Source organism: Pseudomonas sp. SH10-3B (genome assembly GCF_019891415.1).
GTDB lineage: Bacteria > Pseudomonadota > Gammaproteobacteria > Pseudomonadales > Pseudomonadaceae > Aquipseudomonas.
The window spans coordinates 43,955-58,383 of record NZ_JAFLXD010000027.1; the positions used below are offsets into that span (position 1 = coordinate 43,955).

General features: G+C 61.5%; 10 protein-coding genes. 3 read left to right on the forward strand and 7 right to left on the reverse strand.

Annotated elements, in window-relative coordinates:
• The first annotated feature begins 71 nt into the window (after positions 1-71).
• Positions 72-5,096, forward strand: coding sequence for an NEL-type E3 ubiquitin ligase domain-containing protein (locus tag J1G35_RS19655; protein ID WP_223015774.1), 5,025 nt, complete (start codon positions 72-74; stop codon positions 5,094-5,096).
• On the opposite strand, the gene J1G35_RS19660 is transcribed toward J1G35_RS19655, so the two are convergent.
• The 6 genes from J1G35_RS19660 to J1G35_RS19685 form a co-directional block, all read right to left on the reverse strand.
• Positions 5,086-5,826 (reverse strand): molecular chaperone, encoded by a 741-nt coding sequence (locus tag J1G35_RS19660; protein WP_223015775.1) that lies wholly within the window; start codon positions 5,824-5,826, stop codon positions 5,086-5,088. The two genes, J1G35_RS19655 and J1G35_RS19660, sit on opposite strands and share 11 nt — an antisense overlap.
• A gap of 20 nt (positions 5,827-5,846) precedes the next feature.
• Positions 5,847-6,377: a fimbrial protein gene (locus J1G35_RS19665; RefSeq protein ID WP_262417339.1), complete on the reverse strand. Its 531-nt coding sequence runs from the start codon at positions 6,375-6,377 to the stop codon at positions 5,847-5,849.
• Complete coding sequence (locus J1G35_RS19670; RefSeq protein ID WP_223015799.1) at positions 6,377-7,117, reverse strand: molecular chaperone; 741 nt, start codon at positions 7,115-7,117, stop codon at positions 6,377-6,379. Before J1G35_RS19670 ends, J1G35_RS19665 begins: the two co-directional genes overlap by 1 nt.
• A 15-nt stretch (positions 7,118-7,132) precedes the next feature.
• On the reverse strand, positions 7,133-8,356 hold the full coding sequence (locus J1G35_RS19675) for a hypothetical protein (RefSeq protein WP_223015776.1): 1,224 nt from the start codon (positions 8,354-8,356) through the stop codon (positions 7,133-7,135).
• A gap of 26 nt (positions 8,357-8,382) precedes the next feature.
• Positions 8,383-10,908 (reverse strand): CS1-pili formation C-terminal domain-containing protein, encoded by a 2,526-nt coding sequence (locus tag J1G35_RS19680; protein ID WP_223015777.1) that lies wholly within the window; start codon positions 10,906-10,908, stop codon positions 8,383-8,385.
• Positions 10,909-11,015: 107 nt separating this feature from the next.
• Complete coding sequence (locus J1G35_RS19685) at positions 11,016-11,507, reverse strand: CS1 type fimbrial major subunit (RefSeq protein WP_053133603.1); 492 nt, start codon at positions 11,505-11,507, stop codon at positions 11,016-11,018.
• A gap of 522 nt (positions 11,508-12,029) precedes the next feature.
• Here J1G35_RS19685 and J1G35_RS19690 point away from each other — a divergent pair.
• Both J1G35_RS19690 and J1G35_RS19695 read left to right on the forward strand, forming a co-directional pair.
• Positions 12,030-12,578, forward strand: a complete 549-nt coding sequence (locus tag J1G35_RS19690; RefSeq protein WP_223015778.1) for a PadR family transcriptional regulator — start codon at positions 12,030-12,032, stop codon at positions 12,576-12,578.
• Positions 12,575-13,342, forward strand: coding sequence for a siderophore-interacting protein (locus J1G35_RS19695; RefSeq protein ID WP_223015779.1), 768 nt, complete (start codon positions 12,575-12,577; stop codon positions 13,340-13,342). The genes J1G35_RS19690 and J1G35_RS19695 overlap by 4 nt, the downstream gene beginning before the upstream one ends.
• Before the next feature lie 19 nt (positions 13,343-13,361).
• Here J1G35_RS19695 and J1G35_RS19700 read toward each other — a convergent pair whose 3' ends face one another.
• A complete protein-coding gene (locus J1G35_RS19700; protein ID WP_223015780.1) occupies positions 13,362-14,318 on the reverse strand; it encodes a fimbrial protein in 957 nt (318 codons plus the stop codon).
• Positions 14,319-14,429 lie beyond the last annotated feature (111 nt).

Sequence of the window (14,429 nt, forward strand, 5' to 3'; positions counted from 1 at the left end):
TTCAAACTTATTCTCGGCCCCTGGCCTCAATAGACTGAAGCGCTTTCATGGCTCTTTTCAGGATCTGTTGCATGGCCGTCATTTCCCCTGTCCCGTTCGCCACCGCGTTTCAAGGTCGGCACTACCCGTTGCTCAACAACGCCTTGCCGCCATGGCTCAAAAGCACCTCCCTGGCACGCCTGCACGCTTTACGCGCCGTGGGGCTCAAAGAGCCGGCGCCGTACCCGCACGCCACGCCAGCCCAGCACGCCGGCCTCAAGCAGGCCGTTGCCGACCACTGGCACACCCTCAACACCCTGGACCAGCGCCTGCAGAAGCTCAATGACGTGTATGCCTATGCCGAGCAGGTTCTGGGCAGCGCCTTGCTGGCGGACTACGGTCCGATCGACGTGAGAAACACCTTCCTGCGCGTGTATGTCACAGCCAGCAGCGCCTGGTGGGTACATGATTTCAAGCAAGCCGTGACCAGCCGCACGGTGTCCCTGCTGGACGCGGCGCTGCACAACTTTGCCGCCACCGAACGTTTCGTCGACTATGCCTTCCTGTCCGCCGCCGATACCCGTGGCCAGCAACGCAGCTTGACGTTCAAACACAAGGCCAATGGCACCCCCCTCACCGCCGAGCGCTTCAAACAGCTGTGCCGTGGCCTGGACATCGGCCGCCATTACCGCGAGCACCTGAAGATCGTCATGGGTGTCTACACCCCCACGGTCGCCCGTGACGTGCACCGGCAAGTGGTCGATCAACACAAAGCCGCGTTGAAAGCCGCAACCCACCTGGCGCTGGTCAAGGGCGATATAACCCAGGATGCCTGCGACGCCGTACTGGGGCTGATCAATGGGAATCCCACACTGCGCCTCGACGGCCAAACCCTGGCCGCCCATACCCTGGACATGATGAACAGCCGGCTCACCGGCATTTTGCTGTTCTGCGCGACGCCGCCTTCGGCGGCGCGGGTGATCGCCTATGTGCCGGATGACCCCGAACATCCGCTCAAGCAATACCCGACGCCCATGGCCTTCATGACCGAAATCACCCGCCAGTTGCGGGATGCCGAGCGCTATCAGGTGTTCTTCAGCCGTTTTGTCGACCATGACCAGCGTGGCTATTTTTTCGCCAACCTCAATACCCGCCTCAGCCGGGTGCAGTGGCGCGCAAAAGCCCCGACCGACAGCCAGCCCACCTGGCAGGACACACCACTGGACAACCCTCACCTGCAATTTCATGTGCAACCTATAGCGGCTGACCACCCGAACCGCGCTGGCAACGACGGCGCAGATGACCTGTGGGACTACCGCTACCGTGTGCACCTGAACAAGGTGCTCAACGACGCCCAGGACATCGCCGTTTCTACCCTTCGCGCCGATACCCTTGCGCGCCAGGCCTGGTGGGACAACCTGGGAAAAATCCTCGGCGACCTCTTTAACGCTGCCCTGCAGGTACTCACGCCATTTGTGCCGGGGCTGGGGGAAGTGATGCTCGCCTACACCGCCTACCAGATTACCGACGAGGTGTTCGAAGGCGTGGTCGACTGGGCCCAGGGCCGGGGCGCGGAGGCGGCGGATCATTTGATCGGTGTGGCACAGGACTTTGTCCAGTTCGGCCTGTTCGCCGCCGGTACCACGTTGGCAGCGCCACTGCGCCTGAAACTGTCGGCGTTCGTCGAAGGGCTCAAGCCGGTGCAGAGTGCAGACGGACGTCAACGCCTGTGGAACCCAGACCTTGCACCCTATGTCGACGACCAGAGCACACTCGCCCCCGCGCAGCGGCTGATACACGAAGGCGCGCAGTATCAGGTGCAACACGAGCGCATCGTCCACCCACACCGCCCGCAGGCCTATCGGCCACAGCTGTATCGCCGGGCGAACGGGATTGTCGTGCATGAAGCCGACCAGCCCCAGGCCTGGGACAGCCGCACCTTGATGCGCCGCCTCGGGCCCAGGGTCGAGGCCTTCAGCGATCAGCAACTGGAACGCATACGCCGCACCAGTGGCTGCGATGACGACGTACTACGTGGCGCGTATCTGCAGGACCAGCCACTGCCACCGCTGCTCGCCGACACGCTCAACCGCTTCGAGGCCTACGCCAGCGCGCAGTTGGCCAGTGATCAGATCCGCATGGGCACGCCCCTGGACCCGGCTGCCGCCTGGTTCGAGCAAACCGTTACCGAACTTGAAGGCTGGCCACGGGACAAGGCCCTGGAAGTGTTCCTCAGCCCCAGCCTGAGCGGTGACTCCCACCGCTATGGCAAGCTCGACGCCGCCCCGGCAGACACCCTTAAGATGAGTGTGGCGCAGGTGATGTCCGGGCAGTTGCCGGAGCTCGTGCTGGGGTTCCTCGATGAGGCACAGGCCCGCCTGCTGCTCGGCGCCCAGGTGCCCAAGGCCGGGCGAGTGCAGCACCTGCGCGATCTACTGGCTACCTACGTCACGCGGCAAGCACCCGAGATCGGCCAGTACGCCCACTTTGTGCGTGAGCTGTCCGATGAACCGGGCATCCGCCTGCTGCGCGAACATTTCCCGCAGATGGACTCAAGCGTGGCACAGGTCCTGTTCGATAGCGCAGACGCCGCCGAGCGCAGCCTGATGCTGGACCACCGGCGCCTGCCTCTGCGCTTGAAAAACCTGGCCCGGGAACTGAATTTTGCCGCCGGCACCAGCCACGCCTACGAAGGCTTCTATTTCACCTGGCGCCAGAGCGCCGACAGCGAACGCATGCTGCTCAATACCCTGAAACGACACAGCGACTTCTTTGCCGACCTGCACCTGCAGATTCGCCAGCACACCGCCGACGGTCCATTTCGTTGCGAGGCTGGCCCCGCCAGTGCAGGCACCCGGCGCATCCTGGTGCGCAAAGACCAGCTGGGCTATGAAGTCCGCGACGCCCAACACCGCAAGTTGCATGGCCCCGACACCCTGTACGAAGCCCTGTTGCACGCCGCGCCCGCTGATAGCCGCCAGGCCGTCGGCCTCTCTCCCGGCCAGGGCGAAGGCCTGCGGCACTGGTTGCTGACCACCCTGGAACCGCTGGCCGAGCGCCGCACGGCCCTGGCCCAGACGCCGATCCGCAGCCATGCCGACATCGAGACGCTGACGCTGCTCGGCGCGCCCATGCCGGGACGCACCCCCACGCGGGCCCCCATGAGTGAACACCGACTGATTCTGAACGCCTTGAAAACGGTGTTTACGCACCAGAGCGAAGCGCACATCCAGGCGTTTATGGAGAAAGTCGGCAGCGAGCACCTCAGCGTCCGCGTCAACCAACTGATCGTCGAGCATTACCGCCTGGACGCTGACCTGGCGCACTGGTCGCGCCAAGCCGGCCACTATCCGCCGGACAGGGAGCTTGAGCTGCGCCTGTTCATTCGCGGCAAAATCCTTGAATGCTGGCAGGATCAGATCCGCGCCTATACCGCCCCCTCCGGCACGCGCCTGGACCTCAGCGGCATCACCCTGCCCGATACACTGCCAACGCTGCGCGCCGACTTCAGCCATGTCACCGAGCTGAACCTGATCCAGACTCAGTTCAGCGCTGCCCACAGTGAATACCTGCAACACTTCCCGCAGCTGTCCACCCTGTATCTGGCGGATAACCCGCTGTCTCGCCTGCCGGAAGCAATCCGCGAAATGCGCCACCTGGAAGACCTCGACCTGGCCAGGTGTCCGCTGGATTTACAGGAGGTGGATGTCACCCGCCTGAAAAACCTGCGCTACCTACGGCGCCTGAAGCTCAACAACACCCGCAGCCGCATGGCCCCGGATATCGGGCGCATGCGCGACCTGGTTCACCTGGACCTCAGCCATAGCCCTATCACGCAATGGCCCGATGGGCTGTTCGAGGTGGCGAGGTCCTCACGGTTTTTCCTCAACCTGCAGGGCACCGCCATTACGCACCTGCCCGACGTGGCGCTGGGCAGTGCCGAGGCCCGACTTGTTGCTACGACCTACCTCAATCGCGCAGCACTCGACGCCCTGCAGCGTGAACGTTTCAAGGCCTATCGCGCGTCAGTCGGGCTGGACCCCGAGCGCACCTACGAACCCCGGGGCGACAGCACGCCGTGGCTGGATTACCTGTCGCCGCCAGGGCAGGACGACGCCCGCAACGTCTGGGATGCGCTGGAGCACGAACACGGCTCCCAGGGGTTGTTCGAGGTGATCAAGGCCCTGGAAATGCCGGAGCGGTTCCAGACCGATGAAGACCGGCAGCGCTACAGCGCCAACCACCGCATGTTGACACAGCAGGTCTGGACCCTGTTGCAAGCGGCCGCCGTCGATACGCCGTTGCGCAAGCGGCTGTTTGAGATCGCGAGTTTCCCCAGCAATTGCCCGGATGCCGGCACGCAGATCTTCAACGAGCTGGGGGTCGAGGTGCTGCTCTACCAGATCGAACACCAGGCGCCGACGCCTGAGGTCCATGAGCGACAACTGGTCACCCTGGTCAAAGGGCGCGCGCGCCTGCAACAGCTCAACGATGTGATCCGGGCCGACGTTCAACAGCGCCTGGCGCCGGTGGCCCAGGGTGGCCAGGGCCTGCGGTTTCTCACCGAGGTCATCGACGGCGTGGCCGGCCAGGTGGATGAAGTGGAAATCTACCTGGCCTACCAGACCGCCCTCGCCGAGCGCCTGGACCTGCCGTGGATCGCCGAGCATATGCTCTACCGCAGCACGGCCGAGGTCAGTGACGCACAGATCGACGCGGCGTATGCCAAAGTACTGGAGCTTGGCGAGGGCGACGGCCTGGTCAACCGCATGCTGTTGGACCCCCACTGGAGCGCCTGGCTGCAACGTCGCTATGCCGGCCAATATGCCGAACACCAGCAGTGGCTCAGGACTCAACACGAGCGCCTGTTCGACCTGCTGGAGTTGGGCGAACAGTGGCCGCAGGTGCCCGATACAACGTCGCTGCAAACCCAGGTCGATGCCCTGGCCAGCGAGCTGGGCATGACGGCACTGGACCCCGCCGACCCGGCTGCATTCCAGGCCGCCTGCGAAAAACGCGAGGAAGAACTGGGCGACGTCGCCCAGGCATGGATGCGTGAACGCACCCACGCGGCGCTGATGGCGGCGCACGAGTTACGCAATCGCTCTAACCGCTGATCTCGATGGTCTTCTCGGAGGTGCCTTCCACCAGGAAAAACCGATAGATCCGCCCGGCCTGTTTTTCAAAGCTGAAGACCCGGCCGGGGAAGATATGGTTCTTGGTGGTGGGCGCGCAGGCGGTGCGGTCATTCACCGCACAATCCTTGAACTCATCCACCACCACCACGGTGTTGCCGGCATTGCGCAAGGTGTAGGTGCGGCCGCCGTTCTCGACACGGGTATCGAAGCGACTGTCCGTAGGCCGCACGAAGAACACTGTGCCGTAGCCCGCCATCACTTGCACGCCGCCCGCCAGGGTGTTTTCGTAGGCCTGGCGGTCTTCATCGCTCAGCCCGAACCCGTCGTCTTTCTCGGGCGCCACCGGCAGGTAGCGCACGCGGAAGTAGCGCTCGCGATCCCGCTCGCCGATGAACACCAGGCGTGTGCTCTGCATGCCGTCTGCCGGCACGATGAGGCGCGCCGGGCTGGCGACCAGGCCGTTGCGCACGCTGCCGTCGGATTCGACCCTGAGCGGCACTTCCTCATAGCTGCCGTCCGGTTTATAGAGCATCTCGCTGACGTTGACCTTGACGAAGGCGGTCTGGGTGCCGCCGTTGAAGATGCGTTTGAGGTAGGTACTTTTATCGCCGCGCAAATAGTCGTAGAAGTCACCGACGTTGATGTTCGGCCCGGCGTGGGCATTCAGGGAACACAGCAGCAAACCCAGGGTTGCACATAGAAACTTCATCACCACTCCTCGAAAAACCATCACGGCCGCACCGCATCGAACAGCAACTCGACGCTGCCGTAGTACTCACCTGGGGTAAACCCCTCCGCCGGCTCCACCGCCGAGATATCCAGCAGCACGCGCTTGCCCTGGCTGGCCTCGGCCTGGGGCACTACCAGGGTGTCATCCAGGCCCAGCACCTGGCCGTTGAAGGTCACATTCAAGTCGATGTAGGTGCGCCCGCCATTGAACAGGGTCGGCAGCGCGCCCAACCGTGCGTTGATGCCACCCGCCGAACTCTTCACGTCAAAGTGTTCGCGCACCGGTCGCAGGCGTCCCGGCACCAGGTCCCAGACCATCTGCTGTTCACGTTCCAGGAACCCGGGGTTGATCGGCAGCACATAAAAATCGTGGGTGGGGATGGTCACCGACACGTCAAATACGTGCTCTTCACGGATCGCCAAAGCCTGGGTACTGAGCAACGTGAGCACCATCAACAGCAACGCCGCCGACCTGACTTTGCACCTTCTGCACGTACGGTATGCGCGTGCCTGGGTTATTTCACTGACCATCAGCCTTTGACCTCATAGGGTTTTTTCTCGCTGCCCTCGATCAGGGTAAAGCGATAGGTCCGCCCGGCCTGCCTGGTAAAACCGAAGGCACGACCCGGCAAAATGTGATGCTTGGTCACCGGTCGGCAGTCCTGGCTATCGCCGCTGGCGCAGTCCTTGAACTCATCGACCACCACCACGCTGTTGCCGTCGTTATGCAGCCCGTACTCAATGGGTTGCTCATCGACGCGAGTGGCAAACCGCGTGACCTTGGGCCGCACGAAAAACACCGTGCCAAACCCGGCCAACACCGTGACCCCGGCCGACAGGCGGGTCTTGTAGGCGTCGCGCTCCTCCTGGGACACGGCAAACTCATCGTCCTGCTCCGGCATCACCGGCACGAAACGCACGCGGAAGTAGCGCTCTTTTTCCCGGTCGCCGAGGTACAGCAAGCGCGTGCCCTGCACGCCGTTGGCCGGCACGATAAGGCGTGACGGCGTGGCCATCAGGCCATCGCGGGCACCGGTCTGGGCATCGCTCTGGAGCTCGACTTCCGCGGAACCGCCCTCGCTGTCGTAGAGGATTTCCATCACCGCAACCTTGATAAAGGCCGTGCTGTCACCACTGTTGAACACCCGTTTCAGGTAGGTACTTTTATCGGCGTCCAGGTAGTCATAAAACACCCCGACATTGATATTCGGAGCCGCCGGTACCGACTGCGGCAACCAGCACAGCGCACACAGCGCCAACACATGTTTCATTGCCATAAGCCTCATCTAGAGATCCGAATCCCAAATCACCGAAACCTGGCCCGCGTACGTGCTGCCGCCGCGCTCGACCATCTGGTCGGCGTATTGCTTCTGGACCTCGAAGTGCAAGGTGCCGGGTCGTCGGTTGACATAAAACCCAGGCTGAAACTGCTCGGTACCGGCGCCACTCACCAGCAGCGGCTGACGAATCACGGCGCCCCCGTCTTCACGGTTCAGGCCATGGGGCAGGCTGACGCTGACATCCACCGGCACTTCGTGGCCATCGGTGGTGTTGCGCAGGGCGCAGGTGTCACCGATGACGCGCTCGCAGGCCATCTGCATCTTGAAACGCGATGAAGCGGAGATGTTGAAGGTCTGGTCACGGAACAGCCGAGCGGGCTTGCGGCCCTGGTTCAGCCAGGCTTGCCAGCCACCCTGGGGCACCAGCTCGATTCGGTTGCCACCGGGCGGCACTTCTACCTTCAGGTCATGCTCCACGCTCAAGGTGAAGTTGAGGGTGAGGGCGTTTTTCGAGGGCATCATGATGTCGCCAAAATCGTAATCGCCGCCCGGGCCCATGCTGTAGGTGATGCTGCCGGTGTACAGCCCACTGGACATGCCCAACGGGTTGGGCGTGCGCAGCTCGTAGGCGTACTCCATGGTGTTGACGCTCATCCTGAGCAGATCCTGGGACGGTTTCCGGCTGCAAGGGCCAGCACCTTCAGGCGTCAGCCAGAAGTACGAAGCAGACGCGGTACCTGCTGCAAGGTGGTTGGTACTTTGGCAAGGTGAAGGCGCAGACCGCCATTGCGTTGACCAGCCGACCCCTGGCTGCGCCCACGCCGACACGCCAGGCGGTCGAGGGATCGACCAAAACCCGCCGATGCCGGCGATCCGCACCTGAACGATCTCGGTTTCCTGGGTGGCGGTATGCGTTACGGCCAAATCACGCCAATCGGACGGCACCTTGACCATGAAGCCGTGGCGCTCCTGCTCATGATTGGCAATGATCGGCGCATTGCTGGCAATCCTTAGGGTCTCGTCCCGCAGGCTGAAAATACCCAACGCCTTGCAGCGTGCCGGAATATGCGCGGCACAAATCGAACTGATCGGCGTGGTGTTCTCGAACTTGTTCACCATAGGGTTGCTGGGGTCCGGCCTGAAGCGCGCAGTGATGTCCTCGTCAGCCCAAGCCGCGAAAGAACACAGGAGCATGGCCGTGCCCGTGGTGTGCAAAAGAAAGCTTTTCATAACCTTGGGTTTTCTCGTCATCATGCTCAACCGGCAATCTGTTCAGTGGCGGTGGACTCGGCCAACGTGTCCGGCGTGCAGCGCAGGTCGCCGATCATCAATACGTTGTTTTCACTGCGAGCCTTGGAAGGGTCGAGCCGGAACTGGCAGAGCAACTGGTTATTGCGGCGCACTTCCAGAGTCGGCGAACGGGCGTTCATTTCCAGCGAGAAGAACCCGTCGACCTCGCTCACCCCACGGGTGGCGTGATTGATCACATGCAGGCCCTTGAGCGGTTTGCCCTGGGGGTCGACCAGGCGGCCGAGCACGGTGACGGTTTGCATCACGCTGATCTTGCGGTACTCCACCCCGCCCTTGTTCAGGTGGTAACGCGTGCGTGGCGGCTGGATCGAGGCCGACGGCGCATGGTTGCCTTCGAAGTCGAAACTCACCGAGCTGCCCTTGTAGGCGGTGATCGGGATGAAGTTGCGACCGGGGCGCAAGGCGGTGCTGCCGCCACTCATGTCGTCGGCGCGCAGGGCGATGTCGTCGACATCGGTCTCCACGTCCACGATCAGCCCGGAGCCGTTGCCGTGGTACTGGCTGGTCATCACCATCTTTTGCTGGCCGACGGCAACCGTGCTGTCCAGGTTCAGGCCGCCGCTCAAGTCGTTGTTGAACGAGGAGCGCTGCAGGTAACCGTCGCCGTTGACATACTCGTTTTCAAAACTGGCCATGCCGGACAAACCGATGCCGTAGGTGTCGGTGGTTGTCGTGGCGGACACGCTTTGCAGCAGGTGGTCCTGCAGGTCCTTGCGGTACGTCAGCGAGGCGTTGTTGTCCCGGGTGCCGTCGCGGGAAGTCCGTGTGCCGATGCTGGCGGACCATTGCTCGCCCGGCGCGCCGAGGGCCAGGCTGATGCTCAGGTCGACCCCGCGATTGCGCTGGTCGCCCGTGGCGGCGCTGGCGGGCCGGTCAAACACCGAAAAGCGCCAGTTGGCGTCGTTGCCAAACAGGTGGGTACGTTCGGTCCAGCCCAGGTCCAGGCCGACACCTTCGCTGTTGCCCTCGCTGTAGAACAGCCGGCTATTGATGGATCGCAGGCTACTCAGACGATGGTTGACCGAAATCGACGAGTTGCTGGTCTGGCCGATAAACACGTCGCGCTGACGAATGCGCGTGCCATCGGGCAGGGTTTCGTAGGTGTTTCGGGTGTCGAGCCAACTGCGGGTGTGGTTGAACACCACGCTGCCCAGGCCGTAGTTGTAAAGGCCATTGAAGTCGAGGCCGGTGCCGTACTTTTCTGTCCAGTAGACGTTGGCATACAGGCTGGCCTGGTCGGCAAGGGTCCAGTCGAGCGAGGTGCCGTACTGCATGTTGTCCTTGACCTGACGCCCGGACACACCCAGCACCACACGGGGGTGCGCCAGGTAATTGAGGGAGACGCCGGCAGTCGGGCTGCCGCTGCTCTGCTCGTCGAAGTTGCTCAGCAGCTTACTTTCCTGGCCGGCGAACAGGTTGTAGCGCCAGCGCTCGTCGTGGTTGCGCCAGTTGTTGGGCTTGTACACCAACTCCTGGGTGGTGCTGGTGATCTGGCCGTCTTCCACCAGCCGCACTTCCACCTCATAGATGCCACCAGGCAGGGGCCGAGTGTCGAGGCTGTGCAAGCCGCTGCCGACCGGCTGCGTGTTGATCAGCAGGCCATTGCGATAAATCTCCACCGACGCCTGACGGCTGGCGGTGACGTAGATCGGGTAGACCGCAGGCTTGGCGTTGCTGATCACCAGGCTATCGGAACTGCCGTACATCACACCGACGGCGGTGTCCGGGCTGGCACCGAACGTGCGCAGTTGGCGTGTCAGGCCTTCGGCATTGGGTGTGAAGTACCCCAGGCGCAGGAAGTTGCCTTCCAGCTCACGCTGGGTGTAGAGCGCGTACACCGCGTGGTTGAGGTCATCATCATCGGGGCCGCCAAGGCGCGAGAACTGCATGTTCAGCGTCTGGCTCCACAGGCCCAGGCTACTGCTGGCGTCGACGCCGAAGCGCCCGCCCAGGTCCTGGCCTTCACCGCCGCTGAGGTTCAACTGGTTGCGCACGATCAGGCCGGTGCTGCCGCCGGTGGGCAGGAAGTAATAACGCTGCTCCTGGGTATCACGCTCGGCGTTTTCGGTGAGCAGGGACACCGTGGAGTTTTCCAGGTTGTAGTGCACGGCCATGAGCCCGGAGGGGCAATTGCTGGCGCAGGCACCGAGGGCCACGCCCTGTTTCAGGTAATCGGCCCAGTGGTCGCGCTCTTCGTCCTTGATGACGCTGCCTTCATGGTCGGTAAAGTCGAGCAGGGTCAGGCGGTCGTCACGCGTCAGGACAATCATCGCCTCGGAGACAAACTCCTGGTCCAGTTCAACCCTGACCGCCAGGGGGACATCAAAAAAGTGCTCTTCAAAGTCCGCCGGCAATCCCTTGGCCTGGGAAAGCAAACTACGAGGTGTCGTGCCATCGGCGGTACCTGCCGCCAGCGCGCCCGCACAAAACAACAAGGCAAGCGCTGCCGCGATGGAAGTCATCGGGAACATGAACGGAATACTCTGATTTCGGACTTCAAACGCAAAACCGGTCGACCGACAGCGACTGCCTGTCGACCGGTATCGCTACCCAACAATAAGCCGGTGCTTATCAGGCCTTACTGCGTTACGCGTGGCACGTGGTCGAACACGATGGTGTAGTTGGTGGTGAACAGCCCGGACACACCATCCGCAGGTTTGGCGGCAGCCACGACCAGGTCAGCCTGAGTGCCTGGCGTGGTGCTTGCGTCATCGGCCACTTCCAGTGGCGAGCCGGTCAGGACCACACCGTTGAAGGTGTTGGTCAGTGCGATCGCAGAGGTGCCGTTGGTCAACGAAGCAGGACCGCCTTCGATGTACGCGTGGATCGAACCGTCAGTGTTTTTCAGGTCGTAGGTGGCGCGCAGCGAACTCAGTTCACCGGTGACGGGGTTGTAGTTCATGGTTTCATCGCGACCGAAGTTGGGATCACGTGGCAGTACATGGAACTGCTTGGTAGGAATCGTCGCCTTGATGTTGATGACGCTGCTGGCTTCACCGGCAGCGAAAACGCTGGACGAGCCGATGGCCAAAGCAACGAGTGGCAGGACGAAAGCGGTCTTTTTAAGCATTTGTTAGTACCTGTGGTGACATCAAACGTTAGTTGAGAAAACTGATTTCTCGCGGCGCAGCAACCGAATAAATCGGTCTTGCGAAGCAGGTAAATAGTCCCTCGAAAAAACTTCTAAAGATGCCGGCACTTTCGCGCTAACTCGTAATTAAACACGACAAATCAATAAAGAAAAAAACTATAAAAATCAAAAATATGAGTATTAACTGTCGTCCCTTTATTACATGCCAAAACTCACCGTACTACTTATATATATCACTCATCTGTAGGAGATAAGCCACAAGATAGATATTATCGGGCTATTCCCGGCCATTAGAGCAACTACTCCAATTAACCAGCTTATTGCGTATTCACGAATTTGCCATTTACCACTCGCTATCTGCTGATAAACCCAGACCCTGTTCGGGTGTCACGTGGCCCTTGCGCAGCCGGATTTTCCTGTCGCTACCGTTCGTCAGACGGTTTTGCAACCACAGTAAGATATATCTTAAGTTGTATCTAAATCAGACAGGAGAACACGACAATGAGAGAACCTCATCACCACCGAGACCACGGTGACCACCCCGACGGCTTTGAAAAACGCCCCGGCCGCGAACGCGGTGGCCGTGGTCCGCGCGTCTTTGCACCGGGTGACCTGAAATTGCTGCTGCCGGCGCTGATCGCCGAACAGCCTTGCCACGGCTACGACCTGATCCGCCGCATTGAAACCCTGTTCGACGGTGCCTACAGCCCAAGCCCAGGGGTGATCTACCCGACGTTGACCTTTCTGGAAGAAAGCGAATTGATCGCCGGCGACGCCGAAGGTGGAAAAAAACGCTACACAATCACCGACGCCGGTCGTCTCTTATTAAGCGAGCAGGCGGTGGCCCTCGACGGTATTCGCCTGCGCATGGACGTGAGCAAACGCTCGCTGCGCGGCCACGATCGCCCAGCGGAAATTCACGAGGCCGTGCACAACCTGCGCCATGCCTTGCATTCGCACCACGGGCGCTGGAGCCCGGAAGAAATCGTTCGTGTCGCGGCGCTGCTCAACGGCACCGCCCAAGCCATTGCCGACGGGAAAGCTCAATGAATACCCAAGCCATCCACCGCGTGACCCACGAAATCAAACGCCGCCGTCTCAACGTACTGCGGGTCGTCGATATCACCCCGCGCATGCGCCGCATCACCTTGGGCGGGCCGGAACTGGCGGGGTTTATCAGCCTGGGCAGTGACGATCACATCAAGCTGCTGTTCCCGCAGAACGCCGCCGAACAGGCAGCCCTGGAGAGCCCGACCTTCAGCATCAAGGGTGACGGCCCGCAGCCGGCCATGCGCGACTACACGCCACGCCGTTATGACCTGAGCACCGGGGAGCTGGACATCGACTTCGTGCTGCACGGCGACGGCCCCGCCTCCACCTGGGCCGGCCAGGCCAAGGTCGGCCAGCACCTTTACATCGGCGGGCCACGCGGCTCGATGATCGTGCCGGACATCTTCGACAGCTACCTGCTGATCGGTGACGAAACCGCCCTGCCGGCCATCGGCCGCCGCCTGGAAGAACTGCCAGCCGGGCGCAAAGTATTGGCGGTGATTGAGATCGAAAATGCGGCGGAACGACAAACGCTGAACAGTGCCGCCGATGTGGAGGTGATCTGGGTGGTGCGCAGTCAGGACGACCTGCTCGACAGCGTGAAAAACCTCACGCTGCCGAGTGGCTCGCTGTACTGCTTTGTCGCCACCGAAACCAAGCTGTCGCGCCAGGTCCGCCGGGTGCTGCTGGACACGCATAAGGTCAATGAGGAGTTCCTCAAGGCCGTGGGCTACTGGCGTGCGGACGGCAACGAAGAGGAGTAAGCCTCACGTTACGGGTGTGTCATGGCACCCCCATAACGAGGACTCCGCTGCCGCTGATGGCTCCGGCAGCAGGTAGGGAGCCTGCTCGCCGAACAAGGGAAAACGTCACATCGTCGCCCCCCACGCTGTTGGTAATTTGGGTCAAGAATGAACCATTGACATGAACCGCACTTGCACCACGAACAAGGGCCGTCCCCACGTCCGGGTTGGTCATTCGCAGCAGACGCGTGTCGAACGAAGAGGCGGTGCCTTTGTAAGTGATGGTGATCGGTGTAGTAATCCCGCCGTCCGGGCATGAATAAGTGAGCCGGCGGTTGCTGCGGATGGTCGTGGTCAGCGGATCGGTACCTATTGCTCTTTGGTGCACATTGCCGAAGTTGATCTCGATCGGGTTGTTATTGTTGATCGTGCAGGTGGACGGGGAGATGGTGAAGGTGTTGGCGGCCGTATAAGTGACAGTGAGTTGCGGCCGAGTGGCGTCGTAATTGTTCGAGCTGGTGAGACGCAATAGACCGAGGTTGTCCCCTATTCGAACGTCGATCGGCGTAGCCGGGTAGTTACGCAACAGGATATAGGGGGTGATATTGATCGGGTAAGCAGCCATGTTGTTCGGAATAGTGGCTATCCGAATACTCGTCGGAACAGGGGTGTTATAGAAAGCGCCGTTAATACGTAATCCCGTGCCTTGAGTGCTGAACTTGGGGCCGGGAGTCCAGGGGGCGCCTGCGACGCTGCCCGTGGTCCAGTAGTCCTCACGCGAAGATGGACCTCCATCTGGGGTAAATCGACATTCCAGCCTTGCCCCTTCCATAAAAACCCTCGTGCGGTCTGCGCTCAGGGTGACCGTGACCGGCACAACCAGATTGGGATTACCATTGACCCAGGGCCCGCCATTCACTCGGCAATCAACCGCCTGCGCGGTCGTACCTACACCCAGCATGACGAGAGTCACGATGGCTACATACAGTCGTTTCATTTTTTATATCTCGTTGCTGCCCTCCCTGGCACTGCGCAGCGAATATCGGCCTGCGTTCTGACGCCGTCCAGAAGAGCGTTGAAGTTTGTCCGAGGCCGTGGCGGCCTATGA

What these genes read in the sequence shown, in the direction of transcription:
- J1G35_RS19700 (WP_223015780.1), bottom strand. Translation starts at nt 14,318, where the DNA reads ATGAAACGACTGTATGTAGCCATCGTGACTCTCGTCATGCTGGGTGTA.
- J1G35_RS19660 (WP_223015775.1), bottom strand. Translation starts at nt 5,826, where the DNA reads ATGAAGTTTCTATGTGCAACCCTGGGTTTGCTGCTGTGTTCCCTGAAT.
- J1G35_RS19675 (WP_223015776.1), bottom strand. Translation starts at nt 8,356, where the DNA reads ATGAAAAGCTTTCTTTTGCACACCACGGGCACGGCCATGCTCCTGTGT.
- J1G35_RS19665 (WP_262417339.1), bottom strand. Translation starts at nt 6,377, where the DNA reads ATGGTCAGTGAAATAACCCAGGCACGCGCATACCGTACGTGCAGAAGG.
- J1G35_RS19670 (WP_223015799.1), bottom strand. Translation starts at nt 7,117, where the DNA reads ATGAAACATGTGTTGGCGCTGTGTGCGCTGTGCTGGTTGCCGCAGTCG.
- J1G35_RS19685 (WP_053133603.1), bottom strand. Translation starts at nt 11,507, where the DNA reads ATGCTTAAAAAGACCGCTTTCGTCCTGCCACTCGTTGCTTTGGCCATC.
- J1G35_RS19695 (WP_223015779.1), top strand. Translation starts at nt 12,575, where the DNA reads ATGAATACCCAAGCCATCCACCGCGTGACCCACGAAATCAAACGCCGC.
- J1G35_RS19655 (WP_223015774.1), top strand. Translation starts at nt 72, where the DNA reads ATGGCCGTCATTTCCCCTGTCCCGTTCGCCACCGCGTTTCAAGGTCGG.
- J1G35_RS19680 (WP_223015777.1), bottom strand. Translation starts at nt 10,908, where the DNA reads ATGTTCCCGATGACTTCCATCGCGGCAGCGCTTGCCTTGTTGTTTTGT.
- J1G35_RS19690 (WP_223015778.1), top strand. Translation starts at nt 12,030, where the DNA reads ATGAGAGAACCTCATCACCACCGAGACCACGGTGACCACCCCGACGGC.